Source organism: Nakamurella sp., from assembly GCF_044224575.1.
In the GTDB taxonomy this organism is placed as follows: Bacteria; Actinomycetota; Actinomycetes; order Mycobacteriales; family Nakamurellaceae; genus Nakamurella.
Genome location: NZ_JBGAKE010000009.1, coordinates 39,689 through 53,488, shown reverse-complemented (window position 1 = coordinate 53,488; position 13,800 = coordinate 39,689). Strand labels below are relative to the sequence as shown.

Genomic DNA, 13,800 nt, shown 5'->3' with positions numbered 1-13,800 from the left:
TGCCCGGAGCCCGTCCGCGGCCGACTTGAGCCCGGCGCACGATGACCGACCTTCTCGCGGCCAGCCCCCTGCTGACGGTCATGCTGGTGGTGGCCCTGGGCACCCTGCTCGGGATCGTGCCGTTCGGTGCGGTCAAGCTCGGACCGGCGGGCGCCCTGTTCGTCGGCCTGGCCTTCGGAGCGATCGACCCGCGGCTGGGTGAGGGCCTGGACCTGGTCCGCACGCTGGGCCTGGCCCTGTTCGTGTACACGGTCGGCCTGGCCTCCGGAGCGGCCTTCTTCCACTCGGTCCGGAGCCAACTTCCCATCATGCTCAGCGCGCTCGGCGTGCTGGCGATCTCCACCGTCCTGGTCATCGGAGTCGGGGGTGCGCTGGGGCTGGACTCGGCGGTCCGGGGCGGCGCGTTCGCCGGCGCGTTGACCAGCACCCCGGCCCTGGCTTCGGCGACCGCGCGGGCGGCCAGCAACGAACCGGCGGTGGGATACGCGCTGACCTATCCCTTCGGGGTGGTGCTGACCATCGTGGCCATGTCCGTCATCCTGAACCGGACCTGGGCGTGCCCGAAGGATCAACCGCCCGTGGCCGCGCAGGCGCTGGTCGACTTCACCATCGAAGTGCAGCGACCGGCCCGCCTGTCGGACGTGCCCGGATTCGCCGAACACCTCATCCGCTTCTCCTACCTGCGTCGCGACGAGGTCACCCGGGTGGTCCGGGACGACGAGCAGCTGGCCCCGGGGGATCGGGTGGTCATCATCGGCCCCGCCGGACCGGCGGCCGCTGCCTGCGACTTCCTGGGCCGCCGGGCGAAGCGCCACCTGGCCCATGACCGCTCCGAGGTCGACTACCGGCGGATCCTGATCTCGAGCCCGATGATTGCCGGGCGGACGGTCGGCAGCCTGGACATCCCCCGCCGGTTCGACGGGATCATCACCCGGGTCCGCCGCGGTGACACCGAACTGCTTGCCCGCGAGGACCTGGTCGTCGAACTGGGCGACCGGCTCCGCGTGGTCGTACCGCGCCGGTGGATGAGCGACGTCGGCCACTACCTCGGCGATTCCGAGCGCAAGATCAGCGAGGTCGACGCGCTGAGCCTGAGCATCGGACTGGCCGCGGGCCTGCTGGTCGGTCTGGTCAAGGTGCCCATCCCCGGCGGTATCAGCCTCAGTCTGGGCGCTTCGGCCGGGCCGCTGGTCGTCGGCATGATCCTGGGCCGGCAGGAGCGGACCGGGCGGATCGTCTGGGGCCTGCCGAACTCGGCCAACCTGACGATCCGCCAACTGGGACTTCTGCTGTTCCTGGCCGCCACCGGACTGGCTTCCGGGCAGGCGTTCGCGTCCCAGGCATTCACCGGCGCGGGACTGCGGATCGTGCTCACCGGCATCGTCGTGGTCGTGATCACCGACGTCATCCTCGGTGTGGTCGCCAGGATGTTCGGCACCAGCCCGGTACGTGCCGCCGGCCTCCTCGCCGGGCTGATCAGCCAGCCGGCCATCCTGGCCTACGGCAACTCCAAGGTCGACGACGAACGTCTGGGCGCCGGATTCACTGCCCTGTTCGCCGTCGGCATGATCGCCAAAGTGATCCTGGTGCAGCTGATCGTCGCGATCTAGGACGAGCGGCGGGCCGGCGTAGGACCGTACCCTGGGACGGGATGAGCGATCAGGACCCGGCGTGGGTGACGTTGCGCGACGGCCGGCAGGTGCTGATCCGTCCGCTCCACGCCGGTGACGGGGCCGCGCTCGCGGACGCGTTTCAGCAGCTTTCGGCAAACTCGAAGCGGCTCCGGTTCGGCTCGGCACCGCGGAACCTCGGCGCCGCCGCGCTCCGGCATCTGGTCGACTCGGTCGACGGGGTCGACCACGTGGCCTTCGCCGCCTTCGATGATTCCGATCGGCTCGTCGGGGTCGCCCGGATCCTGCGCTATCCGGACGACCCGGACCTGCTGGACGTCGGGATGGCGATTGCCGACGACTACCAGGGCGCCGGCCTGGGCCACGTCCTTGGACATCTGCTGGCCGCCAACCGGCCCCGCCCGGCCAAGCGGATCGTGACATCGGTGGCCGTCGAGAACGACGCGGTGATGACCCTGTTCCGGGCCTTCGGGGCAACCCCGACCCGGTCGGGCACCGGCATCGTGATCGAACTGCCTGACTGACGAGATCTCTCTCGACCGAGCCCAGGAAGATCAACCAGGGCGGGAAGGTCCGGCCTACGGTGGTTCCGTGCGACAGACAATGGGCGGAGCACGCCCGCCCGGGTCGCCGCGACGGCGAAAGATCGGCGCAGGTCCGGCGCCGATGGCGAGCAAACCCGCTGCCGCGGCGAGCTTCTGCCTGGACCGGCTGGTCCGCCGGAACCTGCGGGGGGTCTGGGTTCGTGGCGAACTACCGACCGGGTCAGCGATCTGGGCGGCCAATCATCACAGCTGGTGGGACTACTTCGTCGCCCTCTCGGCCCTGCGGGCGGCCGGTCGGAGCGATGTCGGCGTCCTGATGGATCCGGCCAACATCGCGTCCCGGACGGTGTTCGGCTGGGCCGGCGCGGTGGGCTCGGACCGGTTGCGCGCGGCCGCCGAGCTGGCGGTGTCGGGCGGGGTGCTCGTCATCTTCCCGGAGGGTGAGCTGCGTGCGCCCGGCCCGCTGGGCCCGGTGCGACCAGGCGCGGCCTGGCTCGCCCGGCGCGCGGGCGCGACGCCGCTGGCGGTCGCAACGCGGATCGTGCTCCGCGGACATCAGGCCCCGGAGGCCTACCTCGACGTCGTCCCGGTGCCCGCCGTGGCCGGACTGCCGAGAATCCTGGCGGATCGGCTCGCGGTTCTCGACGACGCCCTGGCGGCGGCGGATCCCGCGCATCCGTTGCCGGGGTACCGGCAGGTAGTACGAGGTGTGCGCAGTTGGTCCGAGCGGATTTCCCGGTGACGAGCCCGCGACGGCCGGGGCCGATCGGAGGGGGCGCGATCGACCGTGCCGCGGTGCCGGTGCTCGCCTTCCTCTCGGTCAAGCTGGCCGTGCTGGTCGCCAACCTGTGGTGGTTCCCCACCCTGCCCGGGCATCCTCCGGCGAGTCGGTCGAACCACCGGGATGCGGCCCTGCTCGTCCCGCTGCGCGACGAGGCCGAGCGGATCCCGCTGGCGCTGCCGGGCATGCTGGCGGCCGGATTCGGGGAGGTGGTGCTGCTCGACGACGGGTCCACCGACGGCACCGCGGCCGTCGTTCGGCGGATGCTGCGGAGCGCGCCACCGGACACCCGCACCCGTCTGATCACCGGCCGTCCGCGACCGCCGGGTTGGGCGGGCAAGACGTGGGCCTGCACGCAGCTCGCGCAGGCCAGCGACGCCGGAACGCTGGTGTTCTGCGATGCCGATGTGCTGCTGGCGCCCGGCGCGGCCCACTCGTTCCTGGGCGAGATGGAACGCCAGGAGGCACGGGTGTTCTCGGTGTTCCCGCGGCACCGAACCGGGACCTGGAGCGAGCGCCTGCTGGCTCCGCTGATCGTCGACGTGCTGCTGTGCTGGCTCCCGTTCGGCCTATTGCGGATGCCGGTCAGGTCCGCCGCCACCGCCCATGGGGCGTTGTTCGCGTTCCGCCGCGACGCGTACGTAGCGGTGGGTGGTTTCGGTGCGGTCCGCGCCGCGGTCGTGGAGGATGTCGCCCTGGCCCGGGCCGTCCGGGCGCGCGGTCTGCGGCTGGGTCTGGCCCTCGGCGGCGCCACCGCGCAGGTGCGGATGTACCGGAACCGGCGAGAGGTCGTGGCGGGCCTGGGTCGCGGCCTGCTGCCCATGGCGGGCGGCCGCCGCTGGCTGGTGCTGGCGGCCTGGTGCTGGCATGTGCTGGCCTACACCGCGCCGCCGTTGCTGGGGATCGGCCGGCCGCGGTGGCGGCTGGCCCCCGCCCTCGGCCTGGCCGAGCGCGCCCTGCTGGAGCTCAAGACCGGTGGCCGCGACTGGGTGGCCGTGCTGGCGGTCGCCGCCTCGCCGATCGCCGCGATTCCCGTCATCGGGCAGGGCCTGCGCCGGCGGCAGGTCTGGCGGGGCCGAAGTTACGCCACGTGAGCCGCCCGCACCTGTACCCGGGCGTCCCACCGCAGTCCGCCGAGCAGTTCGACCCCGCTCCGGGGTCGACCGTGCCGAGCCCGGCCGGCGCCCGGCTCAGCGGTCACCTGCCCCGATGGGGGCGCGACGCGATCGCCCTGCTGGAGGAGGGCGCCCGGCTGGGACCGGTGTTCCGGGTGCGGCTCTGGCGCAGCGCGCTCGTCGGCTACCGGCCCGAGTGGAACCGGATGATCCTGAGCGACCTGGAGACGTTCCGCAGCCGGGGCAGCATGAGCCAGCTGTCGCCGTTCCTGCGCGGCGGCGTCATCGCGCTCGAGGCCCCCGGGCACCGCCGCCGGCGAAGCCGGCTCAACCCGGCGTTCCACCGCCGTGCCGTCACCCCGTTGTTCTCCGGCCGGTTCGACGGCGTCGTAGATCGATGGCTGCCCACCGGCGTCTTCGACGCGGTCTCCTGGGCCGCGGCGATCGTCCGCCGGATGCTGGCCGACGCCTTCTTCGGTCCCGGCGACCCACCGGTCGACCTGGGCCGGTTTCTGGCCCCACTGGACCGGGCGCTGCCCGCGCCGCTGCTCCCTCGTCCGGTCCGGATCGGGCGGATGACCGCCGTCCTGAAGGACGCGATGGCCGATCCACCCCCGGCGACGCTGATCGAGGCGTTCGCCGGCCTGCCCGGGCCGGTTGCGGCCGAGGAGGCCCGGGTCGCGCTGGCCGCGGGTTACGACACGACCGCACACACGCTGGCCTTCACGTTGTGGGAGGTGGCTGGACGGTCCGACCTGAACGACGTGGATCGCACCGAGGTCGCCGTGCGGGAGGCGCTGCGGCTGTATCCGGCCGGATGGATCGGCAGTCGCGTCGCGACCCGGCCCGTCGAGATCGACAGCCGGTTTATCCGAGCCGGGCAGCTGGTCCTGTACAGCCCGTACCTGACCCACCGTGACCCACAGATGTGGTTGCAGCCCAACGAGTTTCGTCCCGAACGCTTCGACCAGCCGCTGCCGGCCTGGGGGTACCTGCCGTTCGGAGCGGGCGAACGCAGCTGCCTGGGGGCAGCACTGGCCATCGCGATGGTGGAGGCGGCGACGCGCGCCTTCGCCCGGGGCACGCTGCGCCGGGTCGCCGGTGACCCGCGGCCGGCCGGCGTCCTGACGCTGACCCCCCGGGGGCCGCTGATACTGGAACACCGGCCCCGCTCGTGACCGATTCGGAGGTGTCCCGGTGCAGCACCTGACGTACCTGGCGGTGTTGCTGGCCTGCCTGGTCCTGACGGCCCCACTCGAATTCGTCATCGGAGCCCGGGTGTACCGGCAGTGGCGGCGGGCCGCGGCGGCGATCCTGCCGGTCGCCACCGCGTTCGTGCTCTGGGACTATCTGGCCACCCACGCCGGCTGGTGGTGGTTCGACGAGCAGTACCTGACAGGCCTGTTCGTCGGCGCGCTGCCCTGGGAGGAACTGATGTTCTTCCTCGTCGTTCCGATTTGTGCCCTCCTGACGTTCGAGGCGGTGCGCCGGCTCAAGCCGCGCTGGGCCGGCGTCGCCGCGGACGATCTGGAGGACCGGCGATGATCGGCGCCTACACCGCTGCGGCGCTCGTCGCGATCGGGGTGGCCGTGCTGCTGGACCTGGTGGTCCTGCGCACGCGGTTGCTGCGCACCCGGCTGTTCTGGGCGAGCTATGCGATCGTCGTGTTCTTCCAGCTGATCGTCAACGGCATCCTGACCGGGCTGGGGATCGTGCAGTACGACCCCGAGGTGATCCTGGGGATCCGGCTCGGGTGGGCGCCCGTCGAGGATCTCGGATTCGGTTTCGGCCTGGTGACGCTGACCCTGGTGGCCTGGACCTGGCTGGGCCGGCGCGCGGCAGTGCGGCCGGTCGATCGGGAAGGGGCGGCATCATGAGCGCGCAGTGGCGGCCGGGACGGGACCGCAAGGCGGTCCGGCACCCGGCGGCCGGTGGGGCGCTGCGGGCGGCGGCGCCGGCGCCTCGGGTGCTGGTGGTGGGCGGCGGAATCGCCGGGATCGCGGCGGCCGTTGGCCTCGCCGAACGTGGGATCCGGGTCGTCCTCGCGGAGCGGGAACCGCAGTTGGGCGGCCGGGTCCGGTCGTGGCCGGTGTCGCACGGCGGGGACCAGGTCACCATGAGCCGCGGCTTCCACGCGTTCTTCCGCCAGTACTACAACCTGCGGGCCCTGTTGCGGCGGGTCGACCCGGCCCTGGCCGGCCTGCTGCCGGTGCCCGACTACCCCGTGGTCATGGCCGACGGGGCGGCCGATTCGTTCGCCCGGGTGCCCCGGACCCCGCCGGCCAATCTGTTCTGGTACGCGCTGCGGAGCCCGAATTTCGGGCCGCGTGCGCTCTTCCGGGCGGACATCGCGGCGTCGTCGAGCATGCTCGATCTGGACTTCCCGCGGTCCTTCGACGACTTCGACGCGATCAGCGCCGGCACTTTCCTGGATGAGCTCAACTTCCCGCCGGCCGTCCGCCACCTGGCGCTCGAGGTCTTCACCCGCAGTTTCTTCGCCGACCCCGCCGAGTACGCCGCCGGGGAGCTGCTGGCGATGTTCCACCTGTACTTCGTCGGCTCGTCCGAGGGATTGCTGTTCGACGTCGCGGCCGACGACTTCGGAACGGTGTTCTGGAACCCGCTGCAGCACCACATGATTCGATCCGGAGTCGAGGTCCTGACCGGGACCGCGGTGGACGATCTGCGGTTCACCGCGGCCGGCCCGGTACACGCGCGAGCCGGTGCCCGGGATATCGAGGTGGATGCCGTCGTGCTGGCCGCCGACCCCCGCACCACCCGCCGGCTCGTCGCCGACGCCACCGGGTTGCCCGCACAGGGCTGGCGGGAGTCGCTGACCAGGACGGGCAACGCACCCCGCTTCGTCGTGTGGCGGCTGTGGCTCGACACCCCACTCCGGGCCGACCGGCCGGCGTTCCTGGGCACCGGCGGCTTCGAACTGCTGGACAACGTGTCGGTGCTGGACCGGTACGAGGCGGGGGCCCGTCGTTGGGCGGGGACGCGCGGGGGATCGGTTGTGGAGGTGCACGCCTATGCGATCGACGACCGGTGGTCCGAACCGGCGTTGCGGTCCGCTCTTCGGGCGGAACTGGCCGCCGTCTACCCGGAGAGTCGTTCGGCCGCGGTGCTGGCCGACGAGTGGCTCGTCTCGGACGACTGCCCGTCGTTCCGGCCGGGGGAGCGGCGGCACCGGCCCGGTGTCCGCACCGACGACGCCCGGCTGGTGCTGGCCGGGGACGGCGTGCGCTGTGATCTGCCGGTCGCGCTGATGGAACGGGCGGCCACCACCGGTTGGCAGGCCGCCAACGCGTTGCTGGCCGGCTGGGGCCTGCGTGGGCACGACCTGTGGTCGGTCCCGCTGTCGTCGCGGGTGCCGGCGATCCGCGCGTTGCGCCGACTCGCGGTGTGACGAGGCGTCGCTGGGGCAGTTCTGCTCAGCGACGGGTGATCAGGGACCGGTGACCAGGATCCGGGCTGCGGTGCCGGCCTTGCGCCAGGTGGGCACCCGCGCCCGGACCCGGAAGACGTCGTAGTCGGCGGCCTCGATCCGGTCCAGGATCCGGGAGTAGAGCACCCGGGCCGTGGCCACGCAGCGGGCCGAACGCGGCGGGAGCCAGGGCAGGCCGCCGTCCGCGACCCGGTACAGGCCGCGCGCGCGTTCGATTTCGTGGGCCATGAAGTCACGCCACTGGGGGGTCACCCGGCGGCGGCCCAGGTCCACCGGCCGGACGCCGAACCGGCGCAACTCCTCCTGCGGCAGGTAGATGCGCCCGCGGTCGAGATCCTCGGCGACGTCGCGCAGGAAGTTGGTGTACTGGAAGGCGAAGCCTAGGGCCCGCGCGGGCTCGATCGCCTCAGGGCCCAGCGGTTGCAGGACCGGCAGCATCATCTCGCCGATCACCGCGGCCGACCCCTCCATGTAGCCGAGCAGGTCCTCCCACGTCTCGTACCGCGTGATGGTCAGGTCCATGGCCATGGCCCCGAAGAAGCGATCGAAGCACTCCTGCGGGATGCCGACGGTGCGGACCGTGTGCGCGACCGCGGCCAGGACCGGATCGGTCGGGCCGCACTGCCCCGCGCTGCGGAACTGATCGGCAAAACCGAACAGTTCGGCCCGGATCTCGGCCGGATCGCGACCCGCGGTGGCGGCCGGATCGTCAACGATGTCGTCGGCCCGGCGGCACAGGGCGTAGACCGCGTGGACGTGCCGGCGCCGTTCCCGCGGCAGCAGTTGGGTACCCCAGTAGTACGTGGTGCCGTGTCGCCGGGTGATCTCGGCGCACTGCCGGTACCCGGTCTGCAGCAGGTGCTCGTCGACCGCCAGCGTCATCGCGCACCTGCTCCCACGTAACGGTCGATCCGGTCGGCCGCCAATTTCCCGGAGATCAACACCATCGGGACGCCGACGCCGGGGACCGTCCCGGAACCGGCGAAGAAGACGCCGGGCACCCGCTTCTCGATGTTCGGCGGCCGGAAGGGGCCGGTCTGCCGGAACGTGTGCGCCAGCGAGAAGGGCGTGCCCAGGTGCATTCCGCCCCGCTCCCAGTCCAGCGGGGTGACGAGCTGCTCGACGACGATGTCGGTCGGGTACCCGGCGTCGGCCAGGAAGGCCAGCAGCCGCTCGCGCATGGGACCGGCCTGCACGGTCCAGTCCAGGTCGGCCGTCAGGTTGGGCACGGGTTCGAGCACGAACAGGGTGCTGCAACCGGCGGGCGCGGCTCCGGGGTCGGTCCGGCTCGGCACCGTCACCAGCCGGGACGGGTCGGGCATCAGCCGACCGTCGCGCAGCAGCGCGGTGAACGCGCCCGCCCACTCGTCACCGAAATGAATGTTGTGGTGGGCGGTGTCGTCATCCGGGCGGCCGCGCACGCCCAGGTGCCAGACGACGGCCGATGGCGAGTAGGTCCCTGATCGCACGGCTGCGGGCGGGCGCAGTTCCGGTAGCAGCCGGCGGTAGGCCACCGGCAGGTCGGGGGTGAGCACCACCGCGTCCGCGCGTTCGATTTCCCCGTCCGCGAACCGCACTCCTGCCACGCCCCCGGTGTCGCCGCGGCGCAGGATCTCGGTGACCTCCGCTCCGTACAGAATCCGGCCGCCCGCCTTCTCGCACGCGGTGGCCAGCGCGGCTGGTATCGCGTGCATGCCGCCGTCGGGGTACCAGACGCCCTGCACCGTGTCCATGTAGGTGATCACCGCGTAGAGGGCCAGCGCGTCGTCCGGAGACAGGCCGGCGTACAGGGCCTGGAAGCTGAACAGCCGGTGCAGTCGCGGGTCGGCGAAGCGCCGCCGCACGGCCGGGCCGAGCCGGCCGAACGCTCCGAGCCGCAGCAGCCGGGCGGCCGCCCGCGGCGAGGACACCAGGTCGAGCGAGGTGGCGAAGTTGCGATCGATGAACCGGGACCACTCGGCGTCGTAGAGCTGCGCGAGCCAGCCGGTGAACCGGTCGTATGCCGCGGCGTCGACCGGCCCGCTGGCCGCGTCGATCTCGGCTCGCATGGCCGCGTGCTCGGCGCGCACGCGCAGGGTGCTGCCGTCCGCGTACACGGCCCGGTACGCCGGGTCCAGCCGGCGCAGGGTCAGCACGTCGGTCATCCGCACGCCGGCGGCCCCCAGCGTGTCGGCGATGAGTTGCGGCATCGTCAGCACCGATGGGCCGGTGTCGAAGACGAAACCGGCGGATGCCTGCCGGCCGGACCGGCCGCCGGGAATGGATTCCCGTTCGGTGACCAGCACGTCGTGACCGCGCCCGGCCAGGTGACAGCCGGCGGCGAGGCCGGCCAGGCCGGCCCCCACGACGACGATCCGGCTCATCGCTCGCGCCAGGCGATGGTGTGCGCGAGACGCCGGAGTTCGTCGGCGGCGTCCGGGTCGAGCGACGGGTCGTCGAGGGCGTGTAGGGCCGCGTCCACCGCGTCCCCGATCATCCGCTCGACGGCCGACCGGGTTCCGTTGCTGACCAGTTCGTCCAGCAGCAGCGCCAGGTCCACCCCGTCGAACGCGGGCGTGCCCACCCGATCCAGCGCCCGCCGGGCGGCGCCCGATCGGGTCCGGTCGTGGGCGATGGACAGGAGCACCGTCGGTTTCCCGGTGATCAGGTCGTCGCCCGCCGGCTTGCCGGTCCGGTCCGGGTCGCCCCAGATGCCCAGGATGTCGTCGCGCAGGGCGAACGCCTCACCGAGGGTCTGGCCGTACCGCCGAAGCCGATGCGCAACCGCCTCCGGCGCGGACGCCGCGGCCGCGCCCAGCTCGAGCGGACGCTGCACCGTGTAGCACCCCGACTTGAGGATGGCCACCGTGCGGGCGAAGGTCAGGTCGCGGCGGCGGGCCGCGGTGCCGGTCAGGTCCTCACGTTGGCCGACGACGAGTTCGATGACCAGATGCCGCCAGAGCCGACGGATACCGGGCGTGGTCTCGGCGATCAGTCCTTCCGCCTCGGCCAGCGCCAGGTCCCCGGCCAGGATCGCAATGCTGGTGCCGAACAATCGGGAGTCGCCGGCGGAGCCCGCCGAGATGTGGCGAAGCCCGGCCTGGCGGTGGATGGTCGGCACGCCGCGGCGAGAGTCCGACTCGTCCATGACGTCGTCATGGACGAGGGCGAACAGGTGCAGCAGTTCGAGCGCGGCACTCACGGTCACGATGGTCTGGCGATCGCCGGCGCGGTGCGGTCCACCGGCCGCCGCCCAGCCCAAGCAGGTCATGGTCGGGCGGATCCGCTTGCCGCCGCTGCGCAGCAGCGTGGTGAGCAGCTGCGGCAGATCGGCGCTGCCGAGCACGTCCGCCGGCCGGCCGCCGACCAGTTCGGCCCACTGCTCGGACAGCGCGGCCATGGTCCGGTCCAGGAGGCCGTCGACGGCGGTGAGGTGGTCCCGGACACGTGTTCCGTGGTCGGGCAGGGCAAGAAGCCGGCCCGTCGCGGCCGGCTCCGTTGGCATCAGTTCGATCGGCTGGGTCACGTCACTTCCGGCGGTGCGTCCGGTGGGTTGTCGCTTCCGGTACCTCGCGAACGACGCCTTTGGAGGCGGCCGCGGCGATTTTTCGCGCTGAGACCGCTGCACGTCCGGGTCGATCGGGTGAGCCGGTGGGGGGTCAGACCACGGATGACGCCGGCCAGGTGGTCGTCGTGCATGGTTGTGAGCGGGGCTGGATCACGGATCCAGGGGACTGCTCCGGGATACCCGCCGGCTGAACTTCTCGGCGGGCCAGTGGATCTCGATCCGCAGTGGGGGTCGAGCCGGGGGCCTGCCGGGGCCGGGGGACTGCCGCGGTTTCCAGGGTGGGGATGTCGGGGGCCGGAGTGGCCGGCTGTGGTGGGCGTGTCCGGTGGGTGTGGTGGTGGTGATGACGCCGGTGTCGTCGACGTGGGTGGTCCAACCGTCCAGGTCCTTGACCAGGTTGCACGCGGTGCACCGGCCGTTGCCGTTGCGCAGGTCGGTGGGACCGCCCCGGCTGACCGCGACGGCGTGATCGGCGTGCCGAATGGGGGCCCCACACCAGGGGGTGCGGCAGATCTGATCACGGGCGGCGAGGAACTGGCGCGCGGTGTCGGGGAAGTCGCGGCGGCGGGCGTCGGCGGCCAGCAGGTCCCCGGTGCCGGGGTCGGTGAACAGCCGCCGCACCCACACCCGGGTGCGTTCGTCCGCGGTGAGCAGGTCACGGGAGATCGCGGCGGGGACGGGTCCGTGGCCGATGAGGTGGGCGGGTTCGTCGTCCCGGTCGGCCAGGGTGCGGTCGGTCATGACCGGGTGCAGCTCGACGGCGGGCCGTTCGGGCTCGCCGTTGCCTGGGGTCATGGTGCGGCGCACGCCGATCGTCCCGAGCGTGCGAGGGCGTCCATGGGCACTGTGTCGGCCATGACCTGGCCCTTGCTGCGGTGGTCGTCAGGGTCGCAGTGGGCGGTCATCGCGGCCCGGTGCAGCACCCCGTAGACGCCGACGCCCTCCTTGACCGGTAGCAGCGCGGTCACATAGGTCATGCAGTCGGGGGCGGGGCGGATGGTGACCCGCCGGTCGGTGACCGCTGTGCGGGCACGGTCGACCGCACCTTCGGGGTCGATGCGGTGCGCCCAGCCGCGGGCCTGGTGCGCGGTGTGCTGGTCGCTCCACCCCGCCCTGATCAGCGTCGCGCGTTGGGACACCGCGAACGCGTCGGTGAGCCGGGCCTGCCGGGCGGTGATCGCGGTCTTGAGTCGTTCCAGGGCGGTGATCTCGTCGATCCGCTCGGGGTCGGTGCAGGTGGTGTCGAGCGCGGCCAGCATCGCGACCATCGCGACGGCCTGTTCGGTACTCGACATGTGTTCGATGGTGCCAACAATCACGACCGCTGGCAACGCCGTAATACCTTCTCAGTTCATGTTCATCGAACGTAGTTCCGCAGATGAACCGGGCGGCGAACCAGCTGCCGGAGCCGGACCGAGCGGGGCAGGGGCCAGCCGCGTCCGTGCGGACCGGCACCGGCCGACCGGAGGTACCAGTACGTTTGCGATCGCCCGGTGGCCACCTTGACCAGCGCCAACACGCCCAAGATCACGATCTCCGACTGCAGGACTAGCCGAGGCGGAAGGGCGGGTAGCGGTCGGTCAGCAGTAGGGTTGCGTAGGCGCTGACCCGCAGCGCCCACCGGGTGACGCCCACGACGTAGTCGAACAGGCCGCGCGGGTATCGCCCGGTGAACAGGATGGCGAACCAGGCGATGATGACCGCGAAGAAGGCGCCCAGGAACAGGAACGCGAGCACGATGATGTGCGGGATCACCAGCAGCCACTTGACCAGCGGTAACCAGCGGTTCAGATCCTTTTCCGCGTCGGGGTAGTCGAGGTCCAGGTGGACGGACTGCTCCTCGACGGTCGACGGGTACCGGTCGGTGAGCAGCGCCCCGTACGCGGCGACCCGGGCGCCGAACCGGTTGAACTGCAAGGCGAAGTCGAACCACCAGCGCGGGTAACGACGACGGAACACGACCATCAGCAGCGTTGCCGCGAACAACCCGCCGGCGATGCCGCCGCCGGTCCGGCTGACCTGGGTCACGACCTGACCGGTGTCGGTGATGACGGTGACACTGGACGTGGCGGCGGCGGACAGCGCTCCCAGCACGATGGCGATCGGGATGATCCAGATGAACCGGAATGCCGTGGTGATCCGGTCCAGGTGCTCGGGGTAGTCGATCTCGAGCCGGGCAGCGTACGGCTTGGTTGGCGCGGTCATGGCAGTTGCTCCTTCGGTTCGGTTCCGACGGGCAGCGACGCCGGGAGTGCCCCGTCGCCAGGGTGGGTGCCGGCGCCGCTGTGCCGCTCATCGGTGAGGTGACCGCGACGGCCAGGAAGGATCGACGGCCGCGGCCGGCCCGCAAACAATCCTTCCGAGAGGAATTCAGGAACTGGCCGGGCCACGGGCGCGAGCCATCCGCGGTCGCATGAGCAGGTACGCGATCACCGCCAAGCCGACCATGACGAACAGGCGGTTGGGGTCCACCGCGGGGAGCCACTTGACCTTGCCGCCCTGGACGACGTACGCCCCGGCCGGGCTGCCGGTCATCCCGAAGCCGCCGCCCTCACCCTCCTGGCCCTTCTCGTCGTGACCGGAGCCGCCGCCCGCACCACCCCTGACCGAGGCGGCCGGAATGACTGCGAGGCCATCCTTTTCGAACGGTTCGGCGTAGACCCTCTTGACCGTCAGCGCTTCCCGAGTTGAGTTGACCAGCTCGTCGAGTTTCATGGCTGCTCCTTGCCTCCG

The 13,800-nt window shown here is 72.0% G+C and carries 15 protein-coding genes; 8 read left to right on the top strand and 7 right to left on the bottom strand.

Annotated elements, in window-relative coordinates:
- Positions 1-41: 41 nt before the first annotated feature.
- From ACILSK_RS12180 to ACILSK_RS12145, 8 genes are all read left to right on the top strand, one after another.
- Positions 42-1,610, top strand: a complete 1,569-nt coding sequence (locus tag ACILSK_RS12180; RefSeq protein ID WP_395727428.1) for an aspartate:alanine exchanger family transporter — start codon at positions 42-44, stop codon at positions 1,608-1,610.
- A gap of 41 nt (positions 1,611-1,651) precedes the next feature.
- Positions 1,652-2,155, top strand: coding sequence for a GNAT family N-acetyltransferase (locus tag ACILSK_RS12175; protein WP_395727427.1), 504 nt, complete (start codon positions 1,652-1,654; stop codon positions 2,153-2,155).
- A 142-nt stretch (positions 2,156-2,297) separates the two neighbouring features.
- A complete protein-coding gene (locus ACILSK_RS12170) occupies positions 2,298-2,918 on the top strand; it encodes a lysophospholipid acyltransferase family protein (RefSeq protein WP_395727426.1) in 621 nt (206 codons plus the stop codon).
- A gap of 53 nt (positions 2,919-2,971) precedes the next feature.
- On the top strand, positions 2,972-4,051 hold the full coding sequence (locus ACILSK_RS12165) for a glycosyltransferase family 2 protein (protein ID WP_395727425.1): 1,080 nt from the start codon (positions 2,972-2,974) through the stop codon (positions 4,049-4,051).
- Positions 4,048-5,250, top strand: a complete 1,203-nt coding sequence (locus ACILSK_RS12160) for a cytochrome P450 (RefSeq protein WP_395727424.1) — start codon at positions 4,048-4,050, stop codon at positions 5,248-5,250. The genes ACILSK_RS12165 and ACILSK_RS12160 overlap by 4 nt, the downstream gene beginning before the upstream one ends.
- Positions 5,251-5,269: 19 nt before the next feature.
- On the top strand, positions 5,270-5,617 hold the full coding sequence (locus ACILSK_RS12155; RefSeq protein WP_395727423.1) for a lycopene cyclase domain-containing protein: 348 nt from the start codon (positions 5,270-5,272) through the stop codon (positions 5,615-5,617).
- Positions 5,614-5,949, top strand: a complete 336-nt coding sequence (locus ACILSK_RS12150; protein WP_395727422.1) for a lycopene cyclase domain-containing protein — start codon at positions 5,614-5,616, stop codon at positions 5,947-5,949. Before ACILSK_RS12155 ends, ACILSK_RS12150 begins: the two co-directional genes overlap by 4 nt.
- Positions 5,946-7,481: an FAD-dependent oxidoreductase gene (locus ACILSK_RS12145; RefSeq protein WP_395727421.1), complete on the top strand. Its 1,536-nt coding sequence runs from the start codon at positions 5,946-5,948 to the stop codon at positions 7,479-7,481. Before ACILSK_RS12150 ends, ACILSK_RS12145 begins: the two co-directional genes overlap by 4 nt.
- Positions 7,482-7,520: 39 nt before the next feature.
- Here the strand turns inward: ACILSK_RS12145 and ACILSK_RS12140 are convergent, their stop codons facing one another.
- From ACILSK_RS12140 to ACILSK_RS12110, 7 genes are all read right to left on the bottom strand, one after another.
- Complete coding sequence (locus ACILSK_RS12140; RefSeq protein ID WP_395727420.1) at positions 7,521-8,402, bottom strand: phytoene/squalene synthase family protein; 882 nt, start codon at positions 8,400-8,402, stop codon at positions 7,521-7,523.
- Positions 8,399-9,883, bottom strand: a complete 1,485-nt coding sequence (locus ACILSK_RS12135) for a phytoene desaturase family protein (protein WP_395727419.1) — start codon at positions 9,881-9,883, stop codon at positions 8,399-8,401. The genes ACILSK_RS12140 and ACILSK_RS12135 overlap by 4 nt, the downstream gene beginning before the upstream one ends.
- Complete coding sequence (locus ACILSK_RS12130; RefSeq protein WP_395727418.1) at positions 9,880-11,025, bottom strand: polyprenyl synthetase family protein; 1,146 nt, start codon at positions 11,023-11,025, stop codon at positions 9,880-9,882. Before ACILSK_RS12130 ends, ACILSK_RS12135 begins: the two co-directional genes overlap by 4 nt.
- Positions 11,026-11,217: 192 nt before the next feature.
- A complete protein-coding gene (locus ACILSK_RS12125) occupies positions 11,218-11,874 on the bottom strand; it encodes an HNH endonuclease (RefSeq protein WP_395727417.1) in 657 nt (218 codons plus the stop codon).
- Positions 11,859-12,362 (bottom strand): hypothetical protein, encoded by a 504-nt coding sequence (locus tag ACILSK_RS12120; RefSeq protein WP_395727416.1) that lies wholly within the window; start codon positions 12,360-12,362, stop codon positions 11,859-11,861. Before ACILSK_RS12120 ends, ACILSK_RS12125 begins: the two co-directional genes overlap by 16 nt.
- Positions 12,363-12,615: 253 nt before the next feature.
- The gene (locus tag ACILSK_RS12115; protein WP_395727415.1) at positions 12,616-13,272 is read right to left on the bottom strand and encodes a DUF4389 domain-containing protein; all 657 of its coding nucleotides are present in this window, start codon (positions 13,270-13,272) and stop codon (positions 12,616-12,618) included.
- Positions 13,273-13,437: 165 nt separating this feature from the next.
- On the bottom strand, positions 13,438-13,782 hold the full coding sequence (locus ACILSK_RS12110; RefSeq protein WP_395727414.1) for a spore germination protein GerW family protein: 345 nt from the start codon (positions 13,780-13,782) through the stop codon (positions 13,438-13,440).
- Positions 13,783-13,800 lie beyond the last annotated feature (18 nt).